The organism is Kitasatospora fiedleri, from assembly GCF_948472415.1.
GTDB lineage: Bacteria > Actinomycetota > Actinomycetes > Streptomycetales > Streptomycetaceae > Kitasatospora > Kitasatospora fiedleri.
The window spans coordinates 4,157,992-4,182,815 of sequence record NZ_OX419519.1 but is presented as its reverse complement, the minus strand read 5'-3'; the positions used below and the strand labels follow the sequence as shown (position 1 = coordinate 4,182,815).

The following is a 24,824-nucleotide window of genomic DNA, read 5'->3' as shown; positions in this document are numbered from 1 at the left end:
GGACAGGAGAAAACGCCGCACCGCGCGTGGACCACGGCGCCAGCCCATCGCGAAGAAGACCACGCAGTGAGGAACACAGCAGAAGCGAGCGAGATCCCACCGCTGCCCCCGGGGAGCGGTCCTGTTCCTGCACGAAGTCCTCACGGAGACGTGCTTCCTGCCTGAATCCGACGAGCTGCGCACGCCCGCGCCGTACACCCCGCCTGCGCAGGGACGCTGACCGCAGGGCCCGCACCGGCCCCAGGCCAGCACGGTAGACCCAGTGAGCCTTTTCAGGGCGGCCACCGATCGGGTGACGGTCCAGCGGTGGGAACGAGAGCAGAACGAACGAGGCTCCCAGACGGTTGATCGAGATGTCTCACGTCTCAAGCAACCAGCCAGGAAGCCTCGTTGGTCACCTATCCTGCCGCACTGGACCTGCCGCACGCCCTCGTCGAGTGGGTCACCATGCTCATCGTCACCCGCGAGGGTGACCGCCGCTGCAAACTCCGTCCCTCCCAACGCACCCTGGTCGCACTGGTCTACCTGCGCAAGCACGACACACTTGCGCAGATTGCGGCCGGCTTTCGGATCAGCGTCGGTACCACCCACGCCTATGTCCACCAGGTCACCGACCTGCTGGCCCGGAAGGCGCCCGGTCTGACCCGGGCCCTGCGCGACGCCGGTGCGGAGTACGTCCTGGTCGACGGAACCCTTGCCGAGTGCGACCGCGTCGGCGACGGCCGCGCCGACTACTCCGGCAAGCACCGACGCCACGGCGTGAACCACCAGGTCATCACCGGCCCGACAGGCAAGCTCGTGTGGATCTCCCGCGCCCTGCCCGGCCGCACCCACGACCTCACCGCAGCCCGCACCCACCGCATCGTGAAGACCTGCATCCGACTCCGCATCCCGGCCCTGGCCGACATGGCGTACACCGGCGCCGGCGGCACCTTCGCCATACCGGCCAGACGCCCCGCCCGCAAGGAACTCAGCCCCGGCAGCGATCGTTGAACCGGGCTCACGCCCGGCTCCGCCACCCAGTCGAGCGCGGCGTAGCCACAGTCAAACGCTGGCGAATCTTCCAGCACGCACGATGCAGCCCGAACTGGCTGACGTCAGCAGCCAAGGCCGTCCTCACCCTTGAGCTTCAACGCTGAAAAGGCTCACTGTGCCTGTCGGTTGAGGCGTCACAGGCAGATGAGTGCTCAGGCGAGTGAGGCGAAAGCGCCGTGGAGGTCTAGGTGTCTCTCCCGGCGGACGGCGAGGCGCTTGAGCGAGTGGAGGTGGGCGAAGGCCCGCTCGACGGCGTGGCGAAGCTCGCCGGAGCCGATGATGTCGGGTTCGCCTCGGCGGGAGACGGCCGACAGCATCCGGTGTGTGCGCGGTTTTCGGCGATCGGAGTTCGCTGTCGTCGCGCAGGTCGTCGGGTCATTCGCGGGGTGGTCGGTCAGGCTGGCGGGATGCTGCCGCCGTCGCCGATCAAGTGGTGCTTGCTGCCAGCCTTGCGACGGTCGACCGGTAACGGTCCTGTGGCCGCGCCCGCGCTGGAGCCGGCCATGGACTGCGGTGCCCCGTGAGCGTTTCGGATCAGAGGTTGCCGAACTCACCCGCCGCGACGGCGGTGACGAAGGCGTCCCAGCTCGCGGGGGCGAAACGCAGGCGCGGGCCGTCGGGGTCCTTGGAGTCGCGGACGGTGCCCGGGCGGTTGGCGTCCACCTCGATGCAGTCGCCGCCGTCCTGGTTGCTGTAGCTGCTCTTGACCCAGTTCTCAGGCGTGCTGTCGGAGTGCATCTTCGGCGAATCCTTCCAGGACGGACGGGATCACAGACCCAGGGCCCCGGTCGACAGGGCCCCGTCCAAGAAAAGTGCCCCGCGGTTCGACCGTGAACCGCGGAGCGCCGTAGGTGTTTCGGTTCAGAGGTGGCCGAACTCGCCTGCCACGACGGCGGTGACGAAGGCGTCCCAGCTCGCGGGCGTGAAACGCAGGCGCGGGCCGTCAGGGTCCTTGGAGTCGCGGACGGTGCCCGGGCGGTTGGCGTCCACCTCGACGCAGGCGCCGCCGTCCTGGTTGCTGTAGCTGCTCTTGACCCAGTTCTCAGGCGTGCCGTCGGGGTGCATCCTCAGCGAATCCTTCCAGGGCGGAACTGATCACGGCCTCGGAGTCCCGTGGAGAGAGGGACTGAGCCCGCAACAGATCGTAGTCCTTCCTGCGACTCACGACGGTCACCACATCATCGTGCAGACGTCCCCAACGATCGCCCTCCTCATAGGCGACCATCGAGCCGTCGGGCGCAGTCAGCATGATCAGCGAGGAGCCGCCGACCCGCGAGTGCACACCGGCGCTGAACGGCAGCACCTGGATCGTCACATTGCGGCGCCGACCGGCAGCCAGCAGCACGGAGAGCTGTTCCACCATCGCCTCCGGACCGACGATCGGACGTCGCAGCGCGTACTCGTCGAGGATGAACCAGTACTCGCACGCCACCGGTTCGGCCCAGAGTCGTTCTTGCTGCCCGAGTCGAGCGGTTAGCCAGCTCTCGATCTCAGCGTCCGACGGGCTGGATCCACCCGCGTACATGATGGCCCGGATCACCGGCTCGATCTGGAGCAGACCGGGGATCGACAGCGAGTACGAGGCGTGTTCCACCGCGCGTTCGTTCAGCTTGTGGAACGCGCTGTACTTGTCGGGGAACGGCTCCCGTTTCGCCATCTCGTAGAGGCGGCAGAACAGTCCGTCCGTCCCGAAGGCCATGTCCAGTTTCTCCGACAGGCCGACCGGCGGCTTGGACGCGCCGCTCTCGATCCGCGACAGGTGCGCCTTGGAGAACATGAGGATGTTGCCCAGCGCCTCCAACGACATGTTGTCGTGCAGCTTGCGGAGGCGGCGGATCTCGGCGCCGTAGAAGTGCCGGGGCGAAAGGTCCGGCTGAAGGTCCCGTTCCTGCCAGGCCATCCGTCCAGCCTCCTCCTTGTTCCGTGCCGGACCCCTGCCCAGGTCCGCAACACCGTGCTCCTTGTCGAGGGTAGCGCCGCCCGGCAACGCTTGAGGCACAGACAGTGACCGAAGCGGACGGCAATCTCCCCACGGAGCAACGATCATGACGACTTGTCAGCCAGACCCCTTCATCCCATCGACGGCAGCCGAGGGCCCGTCCGACGGCAGCCCCGCTCCGAAGCCGGGGATGACGATCCGCGTCTACACGGTGCGGGCGGACGGCAGCCGGGAGCAGGTCTCGTTCCGGACGTCCGACGAACCGCTGCTGCCCGCGCCGCGCTCCACGCTGACCTGGCCGGCCTGCGGGTGCCCGCGCTGCATCGGCAGCGGCACCGCGCAGGAGCCGGACGCGGCCTGAACCCCCTCTCTCCTCACCCACCGAACGGAATCAAGTGCTGTACACCGGACAGTCGTTGGAGGAAGTCGCCACCCTCCGGCGTTCCCTGCGCGAGGGGTCCGACGACCCCGAGCGGACCTCGGAACCGGCCGAGTCCGCCGCGCCCCTCCCCCTCCCGCCCTCGTCCACCGCGTCCCGCCCATGACGGACCGGGAGGCCGCCGCCAAGGTGTCGCAGCAGCGCGCCTGGACGATCGCCGAGCGGCTGGCGCGGGCGGGTGGCGGGAAGGCGCGGCTGAGCACCACCCCCGGCGGGTACCGGATCGAACTGCACCTGGAGGGCCCCGCGCCGGACGAGTACGGGGTGCTGGCGGCCCTCGCGCTGGGCGACCGCTGGGGCCACCGCCGCTCCCTCACCTCGCGCGACGGCGGCGGCGGTGTGCAGGAGAGCGTGTGGAGCGAGGTCCACCTGCCCCCCACCGACGGCACGGCCCCTCCTGCCGGACGGTGAGAACCCCCCGCCCCGGCCCTCCGTCCGAAGGCCCGCCCGGTCGCCGCAGCCGAATGTGACGGTCCGTCAGGGTGCCGAGTCGGGGACCCCCTTGCTGCGCTCGTACGCCTGGACCGGCGTCATCTGGCCCCGGTAGCCGGGGAGTTCGACGGTGCCCTCGTGGCCGACCTGGGCGCAGCGGCTGGTGTCGTCGGCGGTGCTGGCGTCGGCGCCCTTGAGGATGGCGGACGGGTCGGCGGGGGGTGCGGGCGCGGTGGTGGTGCCGGTCTCGGCGGGGTAGGCGGTGCCGGTGGGCCAGTCGGTGCCGATCAGCAGCTCGATCGAGTTGCCCTCCCCGGCCCGGACGGCGCTCGCGGGCAGGCCGAGGGCGGCGGCGACCTGCTGGGCCTCGGCCTCCCTGCCCGCCGGGTACGTCACCGCGCTGTGTTCGGCGGTGACCTTCGGACCGGTGGTGGTGCCCTTGGCGAAACCGGCCTGCCGCAGCGCCTCGACGAGCGCTCCGGCCCGGCCCGTGACGCCGGTGCCGTTGCGCACCACGACGGTGATCCCGCCGCGGGCCGGTCCGGTCGCGGCCGGGGGCGCCGACGACGCGGCAGGGGCGGACGGGACGGACGGGGTGGCGGACGAGGCGGCGTCCCCGGGCTGCGGGCCGCCGCTGAGCGACCGGTCGTCCTTGATCGCCCGGAACAGCTCGGTCGCGCCCGGGCCGATCAGCCGCCGGTTGTCGTCCGCCGGGTCGTGGATGATCTGCATGGTGGTGAAGGTGATCCGCTCGGACGGCACCTTGCTGATGTCCTGGCCGAGACCGACCAGCTTGGTGATGCCGTCCAGGCCGGGGTCGACGGTGAGCGCCTTGGTGGCGGCGTCGGCGAGCGAGAGCAGCTTGCCCGGGTCGGTGAGCGTCCCGGCGCCCTTGAGCTGGCGGATCATCGAGCCGAGGAAGAGGTGCTGGGCCGAGGAGCGGCCGGTGTCGGTGCCGTCGCCGAAGCCGTGCCTGGTCCGGACGAACTGGAGGGCCGCCATGCCCTGGAGGGTGTGTTCGCCCTTGGTCAGCTTGAGGTGCGAGTACGGGTCGTAGACGTTGTCGCTGACGCACACCGGGACGCCGCCCACCGCGTCCGACATCTTGATCACGCCGCTGAAGTCGACCTGCACGAAGTGGTCGATCGGGAGGTCGGTGAGCTTGCGGACGGCCGCCACGGTGCAGCCGGGGCCGCCCTGGAGAGTGGCGTTGATCAGCCCGCGCTGCGCCTTGAACACGGTCTTGCCCGCCGCGTCGCGGCAGCCCGGCAGGTCGGTCCGCAGGTCGCGCGGGATGCTCATCACGGTCGCGTTGCTGCGGTCCGCCGAGACGTGCAGCAGCAGGTTGACGTCGGCGTTGGCGCCGCTGCCGCAGTCGGCGCCGCCGATCGTGCAGTCCTCCGGGTCGGCGCGCGAGTCGGAGCCGATCACCAGCACGTTGATGGGGGTGCGACCGAAGGCGTCCGCCACCTCGTGCCCGGCGTCGCCCTCCTCGCCCGCGTACAGCGGCGCCTGCTTGATGTTGGCGTTGAACCGGTAGTAGAGGTAGCCGCCCGCACCGGCGGTCAGCACCACCGCCCCGACCGCCGTCCACAGCAGCGCCTTCTGCCAGCGCCGCAGCCGCCGGCGTCCCCGCCGTCCCGGGCGGCGGGCCGCCTCCCGGCGCGCCGCCCGCCCGCCCGTCGCCGGGCCGGAACCCGAACCGGAAACCGGGCCGGACACCGGGCCGGACACCGGCCCCGCGGAGGCGCCCGCCCGTCGGCGGGCCGCCCGGCCGCCCTCCCGCTGCCGGGGCACCGCGCCTTCGGACCCGTCCTCCGCCGGTTCGGCGGCCTCGGCCTGTCCGCGTATCACATCGCACCCCCGTGGCCCGGCCGTTCCGGGCTCTCCCCCCTATAGATGCGCGACCGGGTCCGGGTGTTTCACGGTCCGTCCGAACACTTCTCCCGCGCACCGCCCCGGCGGGGTCACAGACTGATCCACCCCGCCGCCAGCGCCACCACGCCCAGCACCGCCCCGGCCGCCGACACCGCCAGCACCACCGCCTCGCGCGGCGAGAACAGCCGGCGGCCCTGCTCGCGGCGGGCCATCACGAACAGCACGGTGGCGGGCGCGTAGACGACGGACGACACCAGCAGGTACGTCCAGCCCGCCGCGTAGACCAGGAACGCGGTGTACGCGGTGGCCAGCCCGGCCACCAGCAGCGCGGCCGGGCCCGCGCGGTCCCGCCGGGCCACCCGCACCCCGTACCCGGCGGCCAGCAGGTACGGGACCAGGCCGAGCGTGCTGGTCAGGTCGAGCGCGAAGTCGAAGGCGTCGTCGGAGAAGGCGGTGACCACCAGCATCAGCTGCGACAGCACGCTGGTCAGCAGCAGCGCGGGCACCGGCACGTCCCGGGCGCCGGTCCGGGCCAGGAAGCGCGGCATGTCCCCGTCCCCGGCCGCGACGAACAGCACCTCGGCGGCCATCAGCGTCCACGCCAGGTACGCGCCCAGCACCGAGACCACCAGGCCGATGCTGACCAGCACCTGGCCCCAGGTGCCGACCGCCGCCGCCAGCACGCCCGCCATCGAGGGCTGCCGCAGCGCGGCGATCTGGTCCGCCGGCAGCAGGCCGTAGGAGACCACGGTGACCGAGGCGAACACCGCGAAGACGCTCAGGAAGCCCAGCACGGTGGCCTGGCCGACGTCCGAACGGCGCGCCGCGTGCCGGGAGTAGACGCTGGCGCCCTCCACCCCGAGGAACACGAACACGGTGGCCAGCATCGTCCCGTGCACCTGGTCGTAGAGCGAGCCCGTGGCGGCGGCGCCCCGGACGTTGGCGGCGAACACGTCCGCCCGGAAGCAGGCGAGCGCCAGCACCACGAACACCAGGATCGGCACCAGCTTGGCCACGGTGACGATCCGGTTGACCGTCGCGGCCTCCCGCACGCCGCGCCGCACCAGCAGGAAGAACCCCCACAGCCCGGCCGAGGAGAGCAGCAGCGCGAGCCAGGTGTCGCCGTCCCCGAGCGCCGGGACGAGCGCCCCGACCGTCGACATGATCAGCACCCAGTACGTCACGTTGCCGACGCAGGCGCTGGCCCAGTAGCCGAACGCCGAGAAGAAGCCCAGGTACTCGCCGAAGCCCGCCTTCGCGTACGCGTACACGCCCGCGTCCAGTTCCGGCCGCCGCACCGCCAGCGCCTGGAACACCAGCGCCAGCATCAGCATGCCCGTCCCGGCGATCAGCCAGGAGACCAGCGCGCCCAGCACGCCGGTCTCCTGCGCGAACCGCCCCGGCAGCGAGAACACGCCCGCGCCGACCATCGAGCCGACCACCAGCATGGTCAGCGTCCGCCGGGACAGCCTCGCCGTGCCCGCCGCCGGTCCCCGGACCGCCGCCGCCGTCTCCCGTGCCGTCTCCTCCGCCGCCACCCGCGCCGCTCCTCCCGCTCGGGGCCCGGCGGCCCCGGAGGCCGCCGCCGCGGGCGGAACGCTACCAACCGGATGTCCGTTCGGCACCGTTGTGCACCCGTATGCGCCCCCGGGCGCCCGCCCGCGCGGCGGCCGACGCGGCGGCTACTGCGACAGCAGCTCCTGGCGCAGGCGCTCCTTGATGACCTCCAGGTCCTCGCAGTCCCCGTCGGTCCGCTCGGCGATGTGCACCCGGTAGAGCTCCTCCAGCCGCGCGTCGTCGGGCTCCAGGCCCAGCTGCTCCAGCAGGTGCCGGAGCACCGTCCGGCCGGAGTGCCGGCCGATCAGCACCGAGCGGGTGCGGCCGAAACGGGCCGGCTCGACGTACTCGTAGGTGGCCGGGTTGCGCAGCACGCCCTGCTGGTGGATGCCCGCCGCGGTGCCGAAGGCGTAGGTGCCGAAGATCGCCTTGTTGCGCGGCTCCTCCAGCCGGATGACCCGGCGCAGGACGGTGTAGGCCCCGTACATGGCGGCCAGGTCGATGTCGGTGCGCAGGCCGGTCTCGTCCTCCTTGTAGGCGAGGATCGCCGCGATCTCCTCCAGCGGGGTGTTGCCCGCCCGCTCGCCGACGCCGCCCAGGGTCGCCTGGACCTCGTCGGCGCCGGCCAGCAGGCCGGCCAGCGCGTTGGCGGTGGACAGGCCGAAGTCGTCGTGGCAGTGGGTGGCGATGCAGGTCTCCGCCGGGACCCAGGACCGGAACCGGCGGATCAGCGCCGCGTACCCGTCCGGGGTCATCGCGCCGGAGGTGTCCGCGACCACGAAACCGGTCGCCCCGGCCTCGACCGCCCGTTCGGTCATCGGGCGCAGCAGGTCGTCCTCGCCGCGGCTGGCGTCCTCGATGCCGACGGTGACCGACTCGACGCCGTAGGAGCGGGCCAGCCGCACCGACTCGACCACCTCCTCGATCGCCTGCTCCCGGGTGATCCGCCGCTTGTACTTCAGGTGCAGGTCGCTGCCGGTGGCGGCGACCTGCACCTGGTGGTTGGCGGTGCCGCCGGCCTCGACCGCGGCCAGGACGTCCCCGGCGACGGCCCGGCAGAAGGTGGTGAAGCGCGCCCTGGTCAGGTGCTTGGAGATCAGCCGGGTGGCCTCGAAGTCGCTGGGCGAGGAGGCCGGGAAGCCGGTCTCGATGCGGTCGACGCCGAGGGCCTCGATCCGCAGCGCGAGGTCGAGCTTGTCCTCGGGGCCCATCGCGTTGGCGGGCGCCTGCTCGCCGTCGCGCAGAGTGGTGTCGAAGAAGGAGATCCGCCGCACGTTCTCGTTCATGGTTGTCCCCGTTTCCCGCACTGCGTCGCGGCAGTGGGTGACGTCTCGGAATTGCGGAACCGGTTCGGGCCGGTCGGCGGTGTCACCGACGGCGTTGGTGCAGCGCGGTGGCCATCCGGTCGATCGCCTCGGTGATGACCTCGCGCGAGGTGGCGAAGGAGAGCCGGATGTGGCCCTCCCCGCCGGGGCCGAAGGCCGATCCGGGCATCACCGCGACGCCGGCCTCGGACAGCAGCCAGGTGGCGAACTCGGCCGAGCTCGCGAAGCCGGTGCCCCGGATGTCGGGGAAGGCGTAGAAGGCGCCCTCCGGCCGGGGACAGCTGACGCCGGGCAGCGAGTCCAGCCCGGCGACGATCAGTTCCATCCGGGCCGCGTACTCGTCCGTCATCGCCTGGACGGCGTCCTGCGGACCGGTCAGCGCGGCCAGGCCGCCGCGCTGCACGAACGAGCCGGCGCAGCCCACCGAGTGCTGCTGCACCTTGAGCATCTCGGAGATCACCGGCGCCGGTCCGGCGACGTAGCCCAGGCGCCAGCCGGTCATCGCGTACGCCTTGGAGAAGCCGTTGACCAGCAGGGTGCGCCCGGCACCTGCGGGCAGGCTCGCCGGGCTGACGTGCTTGGTCCCGCCGTAGACGATCTTCTCGTAGATCTCGTCGGAGACCACGAACAGGTCGTGCTCGTCCGCGACGGCGGCGACCGCCTCGGCCTCGGCGGCGTCCAGCGCCCGGCCGGTCGGGTTGTTGGGGGTGTTGACCAGGATGACCTTGGTGCGGTCGGTGATCCGGCGCTCCAGCAGCTCGCGGGTGATCCGGAAGCCGTCGTCGCCGTCGAGCGGGACGTCCACCGGGACGGCGCCGATCAGGTGCGCCATCGAGTGGTAGCTGACCCAGCCCGGCGTCGGGACGAGCAGTTCGTCGCCCGGGTCCAGCAGCGTGGTCAGGGCGGTGAACAGCGCGTTCTTCGCCGACGGGGTGACGATCACCTCGGTGGCCGGGTCGACGCTGACGCCGTTGTCCTCGGCCAGCTTCCGGGAGATCGCGGCGAGCAGTTCGGGGATGCCCCGGCTGGCCGTGTAGTGGGTGAAGCCGCCGGCCAGGGCGCCGGCGCCCTCGGCGGTGATGTGCGCGGGGGTGTCGAAGTCGGGTTCGCCGCCGCCCAGGTCGAGCACCTTGACGCCCTGGGCGCGCAGCGACTGCACCAGTTCCAGCACGGCGAAGGTCGCGGACTTCTCGATCCGGCCGAAGCGGCGGGCCACGCTCCTCATCGGTTCGCCCCCGGCGCCCCGGCGGCCTGCGCCCCGTCGGCCGGTGCCCCGGCGGCCGGTGCCCCGTCGGACAGCGCTTCGTCGGCCAGCGCCTCGTCGACGGTGGTGATCTCGGCGCAGCGGGCGATCACGGTGAGCGCGGCCCGGTGCATCTCGGGGCCGTCGGCGGCGGTGGCGTCCTCCAGGACCTTGACCCGGTAGTCGCGGTCGTGGCCGTCGCGGGCGGTGGCCAGGATGACCATGTCGGTGGAGACGCCGGTCAGCAGCAGGGTGTCCACCCCGAGGGTGCGCAGCAGGAGGTCCAGTCCGGTGCCGTGGAACGGGCTGATCCGGTGCTTGGCGATGACCGGCTCGCCCTCGGCCGGCTTCACCGCGTCGTGCACCTGGGTGGCCCAGTCGCCGAGCAGCAGGCGGCCGTCGGGCTTGGCGGCCCGGAAGATCGGCGAGCCGGGCGGCCACTCGGGGTAGCCGGCGGTGAAGCCGACCACGACGTAGATCACCGGGACGTCCGCCGCGCGGGCCCGCTCGATCGCGCGGGCCGCGTTCTCCAGCACCCGGCGGTCGGCCACCTGCTGCTGGTACCCCTCCGCGCCGTATTTCCCCCGCGGATGCACGATTTCATTTATCAGATCGAGTACAAGAAGCGCCGATCGGCCCACCGATTACCCCTCCAACGAAACCCGGGTCAATACCTCCGCCATTAGAACCAACCGTTCCAAGATCGTCAAGATTGTTATGTGAACCCCGTGTCAAACCCGTCCCGCCGACCGCCCGAACCGCCCGCCACGGGCCACCTTCAACCCATCCCACCTGCACGTATGCCACGGCGGACGGCCGTGCTCCATCCATGAGCAAAATCGATGCGAAGCATGAATCCATTGACATTGCATTTCCCGGCCGGAGCCGGTTAGCGTTGATCGCGCACTGCGGTCGCCGATAAATAACCCGCGGACCAGCCGGTCCGCCGGACGGGCGCCCACCATATCTCGGGTCAATTTCTGGTGAATTTTTCACCACAGGCTGCAGGGGTGACATGAAGGACCGCGCCACCACCAACTCCGCCGGAACGGCCCCGCACCGGATCGCACTGATCGGGAGCGGCCCGCGGGGGCTCAGCATCGTCGAGCGGCTGGCCGCCCGGCTGGCCGGGGGGCCCGCGCACCGGCCGGTGGAGATCCACCTGATCGACGCCGTCGAGGTGGGCACCGGCCGGATCTGGCGGACCGACCAGCCCGACTGGTTCCTGATGAACACCGTGGCCGACGAGGTCTCCTCCTTCTCCGGCCCGCCCGACGACGGACCGGCCCGCCCCGGCGCCGGGCCGTCGCTGGCCCAGTGGTGGGCCGAGCACCGCCCGGACCACCCGGGCCCCAACAGCTACGCGCCGCGCCGGCTCCACGGCGAGTACATGCAGTTCGTGCTGCGGACGGTCGAGGAGAACCTGCCGCCGCACGCCACCCTGCACCGGGTGCGCGGCGAGGTCACCGACCTGGAACGGCTGGCCGACGGCTACCGGCTGACCTTCGCGGACGGCACCGCGCTGCGCGCCGACCGGGTCGCCCTGACCACCGGCCACACCCGGCCCGAACTCTCCGGGCTCCAGAAGCGGCTCGCCGACTTCGCCGCCGAGCACCCGGCGCTGCGCTACATCCGCGGCGACTCCGCCGCCGACATGCCGCTCGACGAGATCCCCGCCGGGTCGCCGGTCGGCGTCCTCGGCCTGGGCCTGTCCTTCTACGACGTCATGGCGGCCCTCACCGAGGGGCGCGGCGGCACCTTCGTGGAGACCGACGGGCCGGGCCTGCGCTACGAGCCCAGCGGCGCGGAGCCGCTGATCGTGGCCGGCTCCCGCAGCGGCCTGCCGCTGCTCGCCCGCGGCCGCAACCAGAAGCACCACGACCACCGCTACACCACCCGGCTGTTCACCCTGGACCGGGTCCGGGCCGCCTGCGCCGGGGAGCGCGTCGACTTCGCCGCCCACGCGGTGCCGTGGCTGCTCGCCGAGGTCCACCTGGTCCAGTACGCGACCGTGCTGCGCGGGCGCGGCGCCGGCGGCGAGGACGCCTTCGTGGCCGACGTGCTCCGGGCCGCCGAGGCCGGGGTGCCCGACGTCGCGGCGATCGCCGCCCGGCACGGGGTCGCCGGACTGCCGCCGATCGACCTGGACGAGGTGGCCCGCCCGTTCCACCGGCGCAGCTACGCCGACGACGGGGAGTTCGAGGCCGACCTGCTGGCCGCGGTGGGACGCGACCTGGACCACGCCGAGCAGGGCAACGTCGGCTCCCCGGTCAAGGCCGCCCTGGACGTGCTGCGCGACACCCGCAGCATCGTCCGGGCCCTGGTCGACTTCTCCGGGCTCACCCCGCGCTCGCACCGCACCGACTTCCTGGAGTGGTTCGTCCCCCGGGTCTCCTTCCTCGCCGCCGGCCCCCCGCTGCGGCGGCTGCGCCAGGTGGTCGCGCTGGTCGAGGCGGGCGTGCTGCGCGTCCCCGGGCCCGACACCCGCTTCGAGACCCGCCCGGACACCGGCCGCTTCGCCGTCCACTCGCCCCAGGTGCCCGGCTCCGAGACCGCCGTCGACACGGTGATCGACGCCCGGGTCCCGGTGCCCGACCTGCGGTCCGACCCGGCCGAGCTGACCAGGCGACTGGTCGAGCGCGGCACCCTCACCAGCTACCTGAACGACCTGGACGACGAGGTCTTCGACACCGGCGGCGTGGCCGTCACCCGCAGCCCGTTCCACCCGGTCGGGCGCGACGGCCGCCCCGACCCGGGCCTGTACGTGCTCGGCATCCCGACCGAGCACACCCGCTGGTTCATGCAGGGCGGCAGCAGCCGCCCCGGCTTCTGGACCGACTTCGTCCAGGACGCCGACGCCATCGCGGGCGACGCGCTGCGGCCCGTCACCGAGCAGGCCGCCGAACCTGCCGCCGAACAGGCCGTCACCGAACCGGCCGCCGGACCTTCCGCCGCCGGACCTTCCGCCGAACCGGCCGCCGAACCGGCTCCCGCCGGGGACACTTCCGTACGGGAGTCCGCCGTCCCCGCCGGCGCCGGAAGCCGCTGACCACCATGACCGACGACCGGGAGCACACCAGCAGCATGGGCACGACCCTCGCGCAGAAGACCTGGCAGCAGCACGTCGTCCGGCGCCAGCCGGCCGGCGACGACCTCCTCTACATCGACCTCCAGCTGCTGCACGAGGTGAACACCCCGCAGGCCTTCGACCGGCTGCGGGCGGCCGGCCGCAAGGTCCGCCGGCCCGACCTCAACCTGGGCACCGAGGACCACAACACCCCGACGCTCGCCCTGGACCGCCTGATCACCGACCCGAACGGGCGCCGGCAGAGCGAGCTGATGCGCGCCAACTGCGCCGAGTTCGGCATCCCGCTGCACCGGCTGGGCGACCCGCAGCAGGGCATCGTGCACGTCATCGCGCCCGAACTCGGCCTGGTCCGGCCCGGGATGACGATCGTCTGCTGCGACTCGCACACCACCACGCTCGGCGCCTTCGGCGCGCTGGCCTTCGGCATCGGGGCCAGCCAGGTGGAGCACGTGCTGGCCACCCAGACCCTGCCGATGCGGCCGATGAAGGACATGTCGGTGACCGTCACCGGCACCCTGCCCGCCGGGGTCACCGCGAAGGACCTGGTGCTCGCGCTGATCGCCGAGATCGGCACCGCGGGCGGCCAGGGCCACATCATCGAGTACCGCGGCGAGGCGATCACCGCGCTCTCGATGGAGGCCCGGATGACCCTGTGCAACATGTCCGTCGAGGCCGGCTCCCGGGCCGGGCTGATCGCCCCCGACGAGACCACCCTGGCCTACCTGCGGCAGCGCCCCGGCCTGCCGCAGGGCGCGGAGTGGGACGCCGAGGTCGCGCACTGGATGTCGCTGCGCACCGACCCGGACGCGGTCTTCGACCGGGAGGTGGTGATCGACGCCACCACCCTGAGCCCGTACGTGTCCTGGGGCACCAACCCGGCCCAGAGCGTCCCGCTGGACGGCGCGGTGCCCGACCCGGCCGGCTTCGCCACCGCGGAGGAGCGCGCGGCGGCCGAACGGGCCCTGGCGTACATGGACCTGGCGCCCGGCACCGCGATGCGCGACGTCCCCGTCGACACCGTCTTCATCGGCTCCTGCACCAACAGCCGGATCGAGGACCTGCGGGCCGCCGCCGGGGTGCTGGCCGGCCGCAAGGTCGCCGACGGCCTGCACCTGATGATCGTCCCCGGCTCGGCGCAGGTCCGCCGGCAGGCCGTCGAGGAGGGCCTGGACCGGGTGTTCGCCGAGGCGGGCGCCGACTTCCGGGCCGGCGCGGGCTGTTCGATGTGCGCCGCGCTCAACGAGGACCGGCTGCTGCCCGGGCAGCGCGCCGCCTCCACCAACAACCGCAACTTCGAGGGCCGGCAGGGCAAGGGCTCGCGCACCCACATCGTCTCGCCGCCGGTCGCCGCCGCCACCGCCGTGGCCGGCCGGCTCGCCTCCCCCGCCGACCTCTGAGGACCCGTCATGGAGAAGTTCACCGTCCACCGCGGCACCGCGGTGCCGCTGCGCCGCAGCGACGTCGACACCGACCAGATCATCCCGGTCCGGTTCTGCGCCAGCACGGACCGTGACGGCCACGCCGACGCCCTGTTCGCCGACTGGCGCGACGACCCCGGCTTCGTGCTCAACCGGCCCGAGCACCGGGGCGCCACCATCCTGCTCGCGGGCAACGACTTCGGCACCGGCTCGTCCCGCGAGTACGCGGTCTGGGCGCTCCAGGACTACGGCTTCCGGGTCGTGGTCGCCCCCCGCTACGGCGACATCTTCCGCGGGAACTCGCTGATGAACGGCCTGCTGACGATCGTCCTGCCGAGCGCCGTCGTCACCGGGCTGTGGGAGGCGGTCGAGGCCGACCCGGCGGTCCCGCTCGTCGTCGACCTGGAGGCGCTGGAACTGCGCTGCGGCGACCGGGTCCACCCGTTCGAACTGGACACGGAGGCCCGGGACCGGCTGCTGGCCGGCCTGGACCCGATCGACGCGACGCTGCGTGACGAGAACGAGATCGAGGCGTACGAGAAGAACCGGCGGCCGGCCCTGCCGACCACGTGCTGACGTTGCTGAAGTGCGCGAAAGCGCCATAGCCGATCATTTCCCGTGGGAATTCACAAAATACACACGCCAACAGATCGACAGTTGTTTCCATTTTCGAACATGCTAGGGTCGAACAACCTGGCAGCACCGCCCTGCTGCTGACACGGGAACGGGGGCCCGGACGTGAAACTGTCCCAGTGCGCCGCCTTTGTGGCAGTCGTGGACACCGGGAGTTTCACCGGTGCCGCGAGAGCGCTGGGAGTCAGCCAGTCCGCGGTCAGCCACGCGATTGCCGGCCTGGAGTCGGAACTCGGCGTCGGTCTCATGCACCGCGACCGCAAAGGCATCGAACTGACCGATTCCGGACACCGGGTGCTCACCCACGCCCGGGCCGTCATGCTCCATTCCGAGCAGATGCGCAACGTGGCCGGGAGCGCGGCCAGGGAGCCTTCCGGCCGCATACGGATAGGAACCAGCCAGAGTTTCGCCTGCCGCCTGCTCCCGGCCCTGATGACGGAATTCCGCGGCCGCTACCCGGAGCTCGAAATCGAGCTGAAGGAGGGGCCCGACCTCCGGATCTCCGAGTGGCTGCGCGGGTACGCCGTCGACGTGGGCATCGTGACCCTCCCCAAGCGGGACCTCAAGACCCACCCGCTGCTGGAGGACCAGCTGTACGCGGTGCTGCCGGCCCGGCACCGGCTCAGGTCCGCGGCGGGCGTGCGCATCCTGCAACTGGCCGACGAACCCCTGCTGATGCCGCACGGCGACACCGAGGGGCTGGTCCGCTCGCTGTTCCGCGCGGTGGGCCTGGAGCCGAACGTCTCCTACCGGGTCCAGAACCTGAACACCCTGCTGGCGATGGTGGCCGAGGGCCACGGGGTGACGGTGCTGCCCTCGCTCGCCATGCTCCCGATGTCCCCGGCCCTGCGCGCGGTGCCGCTGGCCCCGGCCGTCCGGCGCAAGCTCGCGATCGGGATCAGCCCGCTGGTGCGCAACTTCCAGGCGGTGTCCGCCTTCGTCTCGACCGCCCGGGCACTGGCCGGCAACCGCGACTGGACGCTGCCCCCGGGCACCGTCGGCGTCGGGCCGCAGAACACCGCCCGCCCGATGGGCGTGGTGCGCGTCCCGTGAACCCGCCCGACGGGCCCCGCTCCGGCGTCCGGAACGGGGCCCGCGGGCGCGGGGCGGCTCAGCCCCAGGTGATCAGGCGCTTCGGGTGCTCCAGGACGGCGGCCACGTCCGCCAGCACCCTGGAACCCAGCTCGCCGTCGACCAGCCGGTGGTCGAAGGAGAGCGCCAGCGTGACGACCTGCCGGGGCACCACCGCGCCCTTGTGCACCCGGGGCCGGAGCCGGATCGCGCCGACCGCCAGGACGGCCGACTCCCCGGGGCTCAGGATCGGGGTGCCGGTGTCGACGCCGAAGGCCCCGAGGTCGGAGACCGTGACGGTGCCGCCGAGCAGGTCCGCCGGATCGGTGCGGCCCTCGCGGGCCGCCTCGGCCAGCTCCTCCAGCGCCCCCGCCAGCTCGGGCAGCGTCCTGGCCTGGGCGTCCTTGACGTTCGGGACCACCTGGCCGTCCGGCGAGCCGAGCACGAGGCCCAGGTTGACCGCCCGCCGGTGGACGATCTCCTGGCGCTCCTCGTCCCAGGCGGCGTTGATCTCCGGGTGGCGGCGCACCGCGGTCAGCAGCGCCCGCACCACCAGCAGCAGCGGCGTCACCCGCAGCCCGGCCAGCTCCGGGTCCCGCCGCATCCGGTCGGCCAGCTTCACCGTCCGGGTCACGTCGACCGTGGCGAACTCGGTGACGTGCGGGGCCGTGAAGGCGCTGGCGACCGCCGCCCGCGCCGCGGCCAGGCGGGCACCCGTCACCGGCACCCGGCGGTCGCCGGGCGCCACCGGGACGGCCTGGGCCCGGGCCGCCGGAGCGGCCGGAGCCGCCTCGACGGCGGTGGTGACGGCCGTGGCGGCGGCGGTGACGGCGGCCTCGGCCGCCGCCCGCACGTCCTCCCGGCTGACCGTCCCGTGGACGCCGGTCGGGGGCACCGTCCGCAGGTCGATCCCGAGGTCCTTGGCGAGCTTGCGGACCGGGGGCTTGGCCCGGGGCCGCTCCGGACGCGCGGTGCCCGCCGGGGCCCCGCCCGCCGGGCGCCGCCCGTCCTGCGGGCGTTCGGCCTGCGGGCGCCGCCGGGCGGTCCCCGAGGGCGCGACCCCGTAGCCGACCAGGACCGGCTGCCGGGCCGGGGCCGGGGCGTCGGCGGCCGGAGCGTCGGCGCCCGGGGCGGTCGCCGCGGGCGCGGTGTCCACCAGGATGATCACCGCGCCGACGTCGACCGTGCTGCCCTCCGGGTGGCGCAGCTCGCTGACCACGCCGGTGAAGGGGATGGGCAGTTCGACCGCCGCCTTGGCGGTCTCCACCTCGCAGACCGGCTGGCCGTCGACCACGGCGTCACCGACCCGGACGTACCACTTGAGGATCTCCGCCTCGGCGAGGCCCTCGCCGACGTCGGGCATCGCGAACTCGCGGAAGCGCTGGGTGGTCTTCGTCATCGGGCCGCCCCCTCAGTAGGAGAGCGAGCGGTCGACGGCCAGCAGCACCCGGTCGATGTTGGGGAGGTACTCCTCCTCCACCCGGGCCGGCGGGTAGGGCGCGTGGTAGCCGCCGACCCGCAGGATGGGCGACTCCAGGGAGTAGAAGCAGCGCTCCTGGATGCGCGCCGCGACCTCCGCCCCGGGGCCGGTGAAGACCGGCGCCTCGTGCACCACGATCAGCCGGCCGGTCTTCTCCACCGAGGCCTGCACGGTGTCGAAGTCGATCGGCGAGAGCGAGCGCAGGTCCACCACCTCGAGGGAGCGGCCCTCCTCGGCGGCGACCTCGGCGGCCTCCAGCGCGAGCTTGACCATCGGGCCGTAGGCGACGACGGTCAGGTCGCCGCCCTCCCGGACCACGTGCGCCCGGTGCAGCGGCAGCGCGGGCGCCGAGAGGTCCACCTCGGACTTGTCCCAGTAGCGCCGCTTCGGCTCCAGGAAGATGACCGGGTCGTCGCTCTCGATCGCCTGGCGGAGCATCCAGTACCCGTCCGAGGCGTTGGACGGCGAGACCACCTTGAGGCCCGCGGTGTGCATGAAGTACGCCTCGGGGGACTCGCTGTGGTGCTCGATCGCGCCGATGCCGCCGCCGTAGGGCATCCGCACCACCACCGGCAGCTTCACCTTGCCCAGCGAGCGGGCGTGCATCTTGGCGAGCTGGGTGACGATCTGGTTGAACGCCGGGAAGACGAAGCCGTCGAACTGGATCTCGACGACCGGGCGGAACCCGCGCAGGGCCAGGCCGATCGAGGTGCCGACGATGCCGGACTCGGCGAGCGGCGAGTCGGTGACCCGGTCCTCGCCGAAGTCCTTCTGCAGGCCGTCGGTGATCCGGAAGACGCCGCCGAGCCGGCCGACGTCCTCGCCCTGGATGAGGACCTTGGGGTCGTCCTCCAGCGACGTGCGCAGCGCCTCGTTGAGGGCCTTGGCCAGTGACAGGGTGGTGGTGGTCACCTCAGTTCCCCTCCTCGAACGCGGCCTGGTACGCGGCGAATTCGGTCCGCTCCTCGTCGACGAGGGCGTGCGGTCCGGCGTAGACGTGCGCGAAGATCGCGTCGGCGTCCGGGTCGGGCATGCTGCGGACGCCCTCGCGGACCCGCGCGGCCAGCTCCTCGGCCTCCCGGTCGACCTGCGCGAAGTACTCCTCGTCGGCCTGGCCGCTCTGGGTGAGGTAGGTGCGCAGGCGGCGGATCGGGTCCTTGGCCTCCCACTCCTGCCGCAGCGAGCTCTCCCGGTAGCGGGTGGGGTCGTCGGAGGTGGCGTGCGGCCCCATCCGGAAGGTGAACGCCTCGATCAGCATCGGGCCCTGGCCGGAGCGGGCCCGCTCCAGCGCGGCCCGGGTGACTGCGAGGCAGGCCAGCACGTCGTTGCCGTCCACCCGGACGCCCTCGAAGTCCCAGCCCGCGGCGCGCCGGTAGATCGGCGTGCGGGTCTGCTTCTCGGTGGGGGTGGAGATCGCCCACTGGTTGTTCTGGCAGAAGAACACGATCGGGGCGTTGTAGACCGAGGCGAAGGTGAAGGCCTCGGCCACGTCGCCCTGGCTGGAGGCGCCGTCGCCGAAGTAGGAGAGCACCGCGGCATCCGCGCCCTCCTTCGCGATGCCCATCGCGTAGCCGGTGGCGTGCAGCAGCGGGGGGCCGATCACGATGGTGTAGAGGTGGAAGTTGTTCTCGTTCGGGTCCCAGCCGCCGTGGTTCACGCCGCGGAACATGCCGAGCAGGTTCAGCGGGTCGACGCCGCGGGTCCAGGCCACGCCGTGCTCGCGGTAGCAGGGGAAGACGTAGTCGTCCGGCCGGGTCGCCCGGCCCGAGCCGATCTGGGCGGCCTCCTGGCCGAGCATCGGGGCCCACAGGCCCAGTTCGCCCTGGCGCTGCAAGGTGACCGCTTCGGTGTCGAACCGCCGGGTCATCGTCATGTCCCGGTACAGTCCGCGCAGTTCCTCCGCCGACAGGTCCACCGAGTACCGGGGGTCCTCGACCCGTTCGCCCTCGGGGGTGAGGAGTTGAACCATCTCGGGGTCGCGGGCCCTGCTGTCGGCCGCCTTCCCCCGAGCGGGCCGGGACCTGCCCGTCTTGCCCTGTGCTACCACGTGTGCTCCTTCGTCTGTCCGACAACGGGATCGGCCGGTGTCGGGAGTTCCCTGCCGCCGGCAGGGAGGGGTATCCCCTGCGCCTGCGCGGCGCACGGGATGTGCGCGCCGGGACCGGGCCAGGGGTGACGATGTCCCTGGCGACCGGCGTTTCTCGGCCCGCCCTTCGGCGCACCGACAGTATCCGAATCCCCTTGAGCACCACAGTTTTCCGCTGGGTCCAGCCGCGGGTGCCCGGGACACCCGTCACCGTACCCCCCGGGTATCGCCCGGGGTAAGAGTCGAAATGCGCCTTTGCACCACCCCTTTCGGGGTGGAATGCGCGCCGACTCAACTTAAGTGGAGTTCCGACCACCGCGATGGCGGAGGCGAGTTCGGCGGACTCCGCCGTCCGGCCGATTCCCCGCGCGCGGGCCCGGGCGAGACTGGCAGCGCGCACGGTCCCACGCGCCCAAAAAGATTCGTCCAGAGGGAGAGACCGCAATGCAACCGCTGTACACGATGACCGACGCCGAACGCGAGGAGCTGTTCGCGGTCCTGGCCACCGTCGACAAGCAGCCGTACCGCGACTATCTCGCCTTCTCCGCCGCCGTGCACGACCTGATCGACCGCGGCGAGGTGCCGGCCTTCTTCACCGAGGTCTGCGAGCGCATCCGGCTCGACCGGGAATCCGGCACCGCGGTCGCCCACGTCCTGCGCAACTGCCCGCTCGACCGGGAGATACCCGAGCTCGACCTGGACGACCCGATCGCGGACAAGCACGCGAAGAAGACCACCTTCGTCTCCGAGGCGTTCCTGGCGCTGTTCGGCCACCTGGTGCGCACGCCGCTGCTCTCCTACGGCACCCGCTTCAACGGCGACTTCTTCGTCGACGTGATCGCCATCAACCGCTACAGCGGCCTGCAGACCGGCTTCAGCGACAGCGAGCTGGTCTTCCACAACGACCGCACCGCGCACCCGGTCCGCGCCGACTACATCTCCCTGCTCGGCATGCGCTGCCCCGACCGCGACTACATCTACACCGGCTTCGTCGACGGCCGGAAGCTGCTGGCGAACCTCACCCCGGAGCAGCAGGACGTGCTGCGGCAGCCGTACTTCATCACCCCGTACGACGTGCTCTCCCGCGACAACAACGGCGCCCTGTCCGTCTCGGACGTGCACGCGGTCCTGGAGAACGAGCACAGCTTCCGCTACCTCGACACCACCACGACCGTCACCCCCGACGCCCCGCCGCAGGCCATCGTGGCCCTGCTGGCCCTGAAGAACGCGCTGGTCCGCGCGGACAAGACCCGGCACCGCATCCTCACCGGCGACCTGTTCACCTTCGCCAACCAGGACGGCCTGCACAGCCGGGACAAGATGGAGATCAACGACCCCGAGGCCGCCCGCCGCCGCTGGCTGCTCAAGTCCTACGCCTTCCGCGACCAGGCCGCCGCCGACCGGCACACCGACCGCTGGATCGACGGCGTGCCCGGCCGGGTCGGCGACGGCGCCTGACCGCGCCCGATCCCGTCCGATCGCGCCGGGGCTTGCCCGATCCCGTCCGAGCCTGCCCGATCGCGCCCGGTCCCGTCCGATCGCGCCCGAGCCTGCCCGATCCCGTCCGATCGCGCCTGACGGGCAGTCAGTTCTTTCCCGCAGCCAACGACTTCACCAGGAGACCGCGCAGATGACCGACAACGCCCTCGCCGACAGCGCCGTGGCCGAGAACGGGCTGGCCGAGTGCCTGCCGGTGCTGTTCACCGAGCTGGCCGGCGGCAGGTTCGACTTCCAGGAGCTGGAGTTCGAGCCGCTGCTCACCGACGGCCGGGTGGGCGCCGAGATCCACCGCCTCTACACCACCGAGCAGACCGGCCCGGCCGGCCCGGCCGCCGCGATCGTCCGCTACCTGCCGGGCGCCGCGGCCAAGCCGCACCGCCACCCGGGCTACGAGCTGATCTACATCTGCAGCGGCCAGCTGGAGACCGACGAGGGCGTCTACCCGGCGAACAGCCTGCTGGTGATGAAGCCGGACAGCGTCCACGCCCCGCGCAGCGCCAACGGCTGCATCGCCCTGGTGGTGTGGGAGCAGCCCGTCCAGCCGGTCTGACGGCACCACCACCGGCCGGCGGCCCGCCCCCGACGCAGCCTCGGCGGGCCGCCGGCCACCCCCGACATCCGAGTTCCGAGGAGTTCCTGTGACCGTCGTCCCTACGGCTACCGACCGAGGGGAATCCGGCGCCGCACCGCCGTCCCGCTTCGGCCCCAAGCACCGCTGGACCGTGCTCGGCCTCGGCGTCGCCGCCCAGGCCAGCTTCTCCGCCAGCTTCGCGGGCATCCCGGTCACCGGCACCACCATGCGGGCGGACTACCACCTGACCACCGGCCAGCTCGGCTTCGTCCTCGGCGCCACCCTGCTCGGCGTCGCGGTCTCCGAGATCTTCTGGGGCCTGCTGACCGACCGGTTCGGCGACCGGAAGATCCTGCTGACCGGCCTGCTCTCCACCGGTGCCGTGCTGGCCCTGATGGCGGTCTTCGTGGTGCCCGGCGGCGGCTCGGTCCCGGCCATCGGGCTGCTCGCGGCCGGCCTGCTGCTGGTCGGCCTGCTCGGCGGCAGCGTCAACGGCTCCTCCGGCCGCGCCGTGATGATCTGGTTCCGCGACGGCGAACGCGGCTTCGCGATGAGCATCCGGCAGACCGCGATCCCGGCCGGCGGCGCGATCGGCGCCGCGCTGCTGCCCTGGCTCGCCTCCTCCTACGGCTTCCGTCCGGTCTACGGCGTGCTCGCGCTGTTCTGCTTCGTCACCGCCGCCGCCACCTGGCGCTGGCTGCACTCCCCCGAGGACCTCCCGGCCGCCGGGGGCGCCGCAGCCCGGGCCGCCGCCCCGCAGGACACCCGCTCGCCGCTGGTCCGCTGGGACTGCTGGCGGCTCGCCCTGGCCAGCGCGCTGCTGACGATGCCGCAGATCGCCGTGCTCTCCTTCGCGGGCGTCTTCCTGCACGACGCCAAGCACGCGGGCCTGTTCGCCGCCAGCGCGACCATCCTGACCGCGCAGATCGGCGGCGCGGCCATCCGGGTCTGGAGCGGCCGCTACACCGACCGGAACAAGAACCGGCGCAGCTACGTCCGGGCGGTCGGCGTGATCGCCGGCGTCCTGATGGCCGGTGCGGCCGTCCTCGCCCACGCCCCGACCTTCTGGACCGCCGCCGCCCTCGCCATCGGCGGCATGGTCGCCAACGCCTGGCACGGCGTCGCCTACACCGAGATCGCCGCCATGGCCGGGGCCGAACGCGCGGGCACCGCGCTGGGCCTGGAGAACACCACCGCGTTCACCGGCGCCTTCGTCACCCCGATGCTCATCCCGCTGCTGCTCGGGGTGTCCTCCTGGACGGTGGTCTGGATCGCCGTCGCGGTCGCCTCGCTGCTGGCGGCGCCGCTGGCCCCCGGCAAGTCGGTCGGCCGCCCGCTCGCCACGGCCTGAGACCGCGGCGCGGCGCGGACCGCGCGGCACCCAGTCGGCCGGACGCCCGCCGTACGCCGCGCCCTGGCCGCCCGTCCCCGCCGTACTCGCCGTACCCTCCCTGCCCTCCCTGCCCTCCTCACCCGCCGTGCCCGACACGGCCCCGAAACCCCGGGACAGTCTCCCCGGCCTCGTCCCGGGCGGCCCCGTCCGGACCGCGCGCAGGAACGCCGTCAGGCACCCTGCGCCCGGTCCGGCGGGGCCTGCAACCGTGCCTGCCGGGCCGCCCGGCCGCGCTGCATCAGCAGCACCGCCTCCAGCCGGTTGCGCACCCCCAACTTCGCCAGCGCGTGCGAGACATGGCTCTTCACGGTGGCCGCGGAGAGCTTCAGCACCCCGGCCGCCTCCGCCGTGGACCGGCCGTCGGCCAGCAGCTCCAGCACCTCGCGCTCGCGCTTGGTGAGGCAGCGCAGCAGCCGGTCCGGGTTCTCCGTCCCGGGCGGTCGCGGCTCCCCCGGCGCCGGGCCGGACGGCGACCCGACCGAGGACAGCCGCCGGGTCTCCAGCACCTGCGCGAGCACCTGCGGGGAGAGCACCACGTGCCCGGACGCCACCGCCCGGGTCGCGCTGGCCAGCCGGGCGATCTCGGTGTCCTTGACCAGGCACCCGGTGGCCCCGGCGGCGAACGCCGCGTCCACCCGCCACCGGCTCCAGTCCGTGCCGATCAGCAGCACCTTGACCTGACACCCGACCAACTGCCGCACCACCGACCAGGGTTCGTCCTGCGGGCCGACCACCAGCACCACCACGTCGGCCAGCGCCAGCCGGGACCACTCGTGGATCGGCCGGTGGCTGTCCACGCACCGCAGGTAGTCCAGTTGCGCGGCGTCCCGCAACACCGTCCCGAGCACCCGGCGCGAGATCGGGTCGTGATCCGCCAGCAGTACGCTCGTTCTCGGCTCGAACTGCTCGACGTCGACCACCCAGTCGTCATCGGCCCGCGGGGCCGCCACCGGCGGCTCGGCCACCGTCGTCATGACGCGTGCCACCTGCCGTAGAGCTGAGTCGTTCTTGATCACGGTTCAGCGCCCCCCGGATCGCATCGCACTGAGATAACGTTTCGACCCGCCAGCCTAGCGCCCGCACACGAAGCCGTCGTGAAAAAGTTGTGTCCGGCCGATCCGCCCCCGCCACCGCCCCGGCCCGCCACCGCCGTGGACTGATGCCCCGTCAACCGGCTTCCGGCGCAGCGCGGTGACGGCCGGAGCGACGGCGCGGGCCCCGTGATCAGCGGCTGCGGGTGCGTTCGGCGCCGTACTGCTCGTCAGTGACGTGTTCGAGCCAGGTGATCTCGGGTCGGTCGTCGTCGGGGGCGGTGGCGTCCCACAGGGCGAGGTGCTGCATGAAGCGGTCGGGAGCGGCGCCGTGCCAGTGCTCCTCGCCGGGCGGGCAGGTGACGGTCTCCCCGGGGTGGGCTTCGAAGACGGTGCCGTCACGCGTGCCGATCAGGGCGACGCCGGCGACGACGTGGAGGGTCTGCCCAACGGCGTGGTGGTGCCAGGCGGTGCGCGCACCGGGGGCGAAACGGACCATGCTGGCGCACAGCCGGGACGGCTCCCGGCCGACCCGGATGGCGTCGAACCAGACATCACCGTTGAAACGGTCCCGGGGGCCCTTGCTCGTGGGCCCAGGGGTGACGAACTCCACGGGGTGATCCTTCCTCTCGTACGGACGGGGCGGATCGGAGCATACGGGCGACCGGAGGAGCTGACGCGTTCCCCCTGCTGTTCCGGTCCGCG

Annotated in this window: 22 protein-coding genes and 1 pseudogene; 10 read left to right on the top strand and 13 right to left on the bottom strand. The window is 72.7% G+C overall.

The features are described from left to right. Nucleotides 1–390 precede the first annotated feature (390 nt). A pseudogene (locus tag QMQ26_RS19400) lies at nt 391–1,139 on the top strand (transposase family protein). A 430-nt stretch (nt 1,140–1,569) separates the two neighbouring features. On the opposite strand, the gene QMQ26_RS19395 reads toward QMQ26_RS19400, so the two are convergent. The 3 genes from QMQ26_RS19395 to QMQ26_RS19385 all read right to left on the bottom strand — a co-directional run bounded on the left by QMQ26_RS19395 (nt 1,570) and on the right by QMQ26_RS19385 (nt 2,935). Continuing rightward, on the bottom strand, nt 1,570–1,773 hold the full coding sequence (locus QMQ26_RS19395; protein WP_282202135.1) for a DUF397 domain-containing protein: 204 nt from the start codon (nt 1,771–1,773) through the stop codon (nt 1,570–1,572). A 123-nt stretch (nt 1,774–1,896) separates the two neighbouring features. Next, nucleotides 1,897–2,100 (bottom strand): DUF397 domain-containing protein, encoded by a 204-nt coding sequence (locus QMQ26_RS19390; RefSeq protein ID WP_282202134.1) that lies wholly within the window; start codon nt 2,098–2,100, stop codon nt 1,897–1,899. Continuing rightward, a complete protein-coding gene (locus tag QMQ26_RS19385; RefSeq protein WP_100836944.1) occupies nt 2,078–2,935 on the bottom strand; it encodes a helix-turn-helix domain-containing protein in 858 nt (285 codons plus the stop codon). The genes QMQ26_RS19390 and QMQ26_RS19385 overlap by 23 nt, the downstream gene beginning before the upstream one ends. 229 nt (nt 2,936–3,164) lie before the next feature. Here QMQ26_RS19385 and QMQ26_RS19380 point away from each other — a divergent pair, with 229 nt between their 5' ends. Beyond that, nucleotides 3,165–3,335, top strand: a complete 171-nt coding sequence (locus QMQ26_RS19380; protein WP_282202133.1) for a hypothetical protein — start codon at nt 3,165–3,167, stop codon at nt 3,333–3,335. A gap of 180 nt (nt 3,336–3,515) precedes the next feature. Next, entirely contained in the window at nt 3,516–3,824 is a 309-nt protein-coding gene (locus QMQ26_RS19375) for a hypothetical protein (RefSeq protein WP_282202132.1), read from the top strand. A 66-nt stretch (nt 3,825–3,890) separates the two neighbouring features. Here the strand turns inward: QMQ26_RS19375 and QMQ26_RS19370 are convergent, their stop codons facing one another. The 5 genes from QMQ26_RS19370 to QMQ26_RS19350 all read right to left on the bottom strand — a co-directional run bounded on the left by QMQ26_RS19370 (nt 3,891) and on the right by QMQ26_RS19350 (nt 10,444). After that, nucleotides 3,891–5,567, bottom strand: coding sequence for an LCP family protein (locus QMQ26_RS19370; protein ID WP_282202131.1), 1,677 nt, complete (start codon nt 5,565–5,567; stop codon nt 3,891–3,893). A gap of 245 nt (nt 5,568–5,812) precedes the next feature. Beyond that, a complete protein-coding gene (locus QMQ26_RS19365) occupies nt 5,813–7,171 on the bottom strand; it encodes a basic amino acid/polyamine antiporter (RefSeq protein ID WP_404814190.1) in 1,359 nt (452 codons plus the stop codon). Between the two features lie 234 nt (nt 7,172–7,405). Next, nucleotides 7,406–8,566: a LeuA family protein gene (locus QMQ26_RS19360; protein WP_282202130.1), complete on the bottom strand. Its 1,161-nt coding sequence runs from the start codon at nt 8,564–8,566 to the stop codon at nt 7,406–7,408. Nucleotides 8,567–8,648: 82 nt separating this feature from the next. Next, a complete protein-coding gene (locus QMQ26_RS19355) occupies nt 8,649–9,821 on the bottom strand; it encodes a pyridoxal phosphate-dependent aminotransferase (protein WP_282202129.1) in 1,173 nt (390 codons plus the stop codon). Nucleotides 9,822–9,826: 5 nt separating this feature from the next. Further along, nucleotides 9,827–10,444 carry a cysteine hydrolase family protein gene (locus QMQ26_RS19350; RefSeq protein WP_404813921.1) on the bottom strand — a complete coding sequence of 206 codons (618 nt, stop codon included), beginning with the start codon at nt 10,442–10,444 and terminating at the stop codon, nt 9,827–9,829. Nucleotides 10,445–10,863: 419 nt separating this feature from the next. Between QMQ26_RS19350 and QMQ26_RS19345 the strand changes: the two genes are divergently transcribed. From QMQ26_RS19345 to QMQ26_RS19330, 4 genes are all read left to right on the top strand, one after another. Beyond that, a complete protein-coding gene (locus tag QMQ26_RS19345) occupies nt 10,864–12,897 on the top strand; it encodes an FAD/NAD(P)-binding protein (protein WP_282202127.1) in 2,034 nt (677 codons plus the stop codon). A gap of 35 nt (nt 12,898–12,932) precedes the next feature. After that, on the top strand, nt 12,933–14,333 hold the full coding sequence (gene leuC, locus QMQ26_RS19340; protein ID WP_100838558.1) for a 3-isopropylmalate dehydratase large subunit: 1,401 nt from the start codon (nt 12,933–12,935) through the stop codon (nt 14,331–14,333). 9 nt (nt 14,334–14,342) lie between these two features. Continuing rightward, on the top strand, nt 14,343–14,930 hold the full coding sequence (gene leuD, locus QMQ26_RS19335) for a 3-isopropylmalate dehydratase small subunit (protein WP_282202126.1): 588 nt from the start codon (nt 14,343–14,345) through the stop codon (nt 14,928–14,930). Nucleotides 14,931–15,092: 162 nt separating this feature from the next. Then, complete coding sequence (locus QMQ26_RS19330; RefSeq protein WP_100836951.1) at nt 15,093–16,040, top strand: LysR family transcriptional regulator; 948 nt, start codon at nt 15,093–15,095, stop codon at nt 16,038–16,040. 58 nt (nt 16,041–16,098) lie between these two features. Here QMQ26_RS19330 and QMQ26_RS19325 read toward each other — a convergent pair whose 3' ends face one another. The 3 genes from QMQ26_RS19325 to pdhA are packed head-to-tail and all read right to left on the bottom strand — an operon-like array spanning nt 16,099 to nt 19,585. Continuing rightward, entirely contained in the window at nt 16,099–17,457 is a 1,359-nt protein-coding gene (locus QMQ26_RS19325) for a dihydrolipoamide acetyltransferase family protein (protein WP_282202125.1), read from the bottom strand. 12 nt (nt 17,458–17,469) lie between these two features. Beyond that, on the bottom strand, nt 17,470–18,435 hold the full coding sequence (locus QMQ26_RS19320) for an alpha-ketoacid dehydrogenase subunit beta (protein WP_282206565.1): 966 nt from the start codon (nt 18,433–18,435) through the stop codon (nt 17,470–17,472). 16 nt (nt 18,436–18,451) lie between these two features. Further along, nucleotides 18,452–19,585: a pyruvate dehydrogenase (acetyl-transferring) E1 component subunit alpha gene (gene pdhA, locus QMQ26_RS19315; RefSeq protein ID WP_282202124.1), complete on the bottom strand. Its 1,134-nt coding sequence runs from the start codon at nt 19,583–19,585 to the stop codon at nt 18,452–18,454. Between the two features lie 483 nt (nt 19,586–20,068). Here pdhA and QMQ26_RS19310 point away from each other — a divergent pair, with 483 nt between their 5' ends. From QMQ26_RS19310 to QMQ26_RS19300, 3 genes are all read left to right on the top strand, one after another. Further along, on the top strand, nt 20,069–21,082 hold the full coding sequence (locus QMQ26_RS19310; protein ID WP_100836954.1) for a Fe(II)-2OG oxygenase family protein: 1,014 nt from the start codon (nt 20,069–20,071) through the stop codon (nt 21,080–21,082). 172 nt (nt 21,083–21,254) lie between these two features. Further along, nucleotides 21,255–21,674 (top strand): cupin domain-containing protein, encoded by a 420-nt coding sequence (locus QMQ26_RS19305; RefSeq protein ID WP_100836955.1) that lies wholly within the window; start codon nt 21,255–21,257, stop codon nt 21,672–21,674. Nucleotides 21,675–21,762: 88 nt separating this feature from the next. Beyond that, complete coding sequence (locus QMQ26_RS19300) at nt 21,763–23,046, top strand: MFS transporter (RefSeq protein ID WP_111555069.1); 1,284 nt, start codon at nt 21,763–21,765, stop codon at nt 23,044–23,046. A gap of 212 nt (nt 23,047–23,258) precedes the next feature. On the opposite strand, the gene QMQ26_RS19295 is transcribed toward QMQ26_RS19300, so the two are convergent. Both QMQ26_RS19295 and QMQ26_RS19290 read right to left on the bottom strand, forming a co-directional pair. Then, complete coding sequence (locus QMQ26_RS19295; protein ID WP_100836957.1) at nt 23,259–24,062, bottom strand: response regulator transcription factor; 804 nt, start codon at nt 24,060–24,062, stop codon at nt 23,259–23,261. A 250-nt stretch (nt 24,063–24,312) separates the two neighbouring features. Continuing rightward, complete coding sequence (locus QMQ26_RS19290) at nt 24,313–24,732, bottom strand: (R)-mandelonitrile lyase (protein WP_282202123.1); 420 nt, start codon at nt 24,730–24,732, stop codon at nt 24,313–24,315. Between the last annotated feature and the right edge of the window lie 92 nt (nt 24,733–24,824).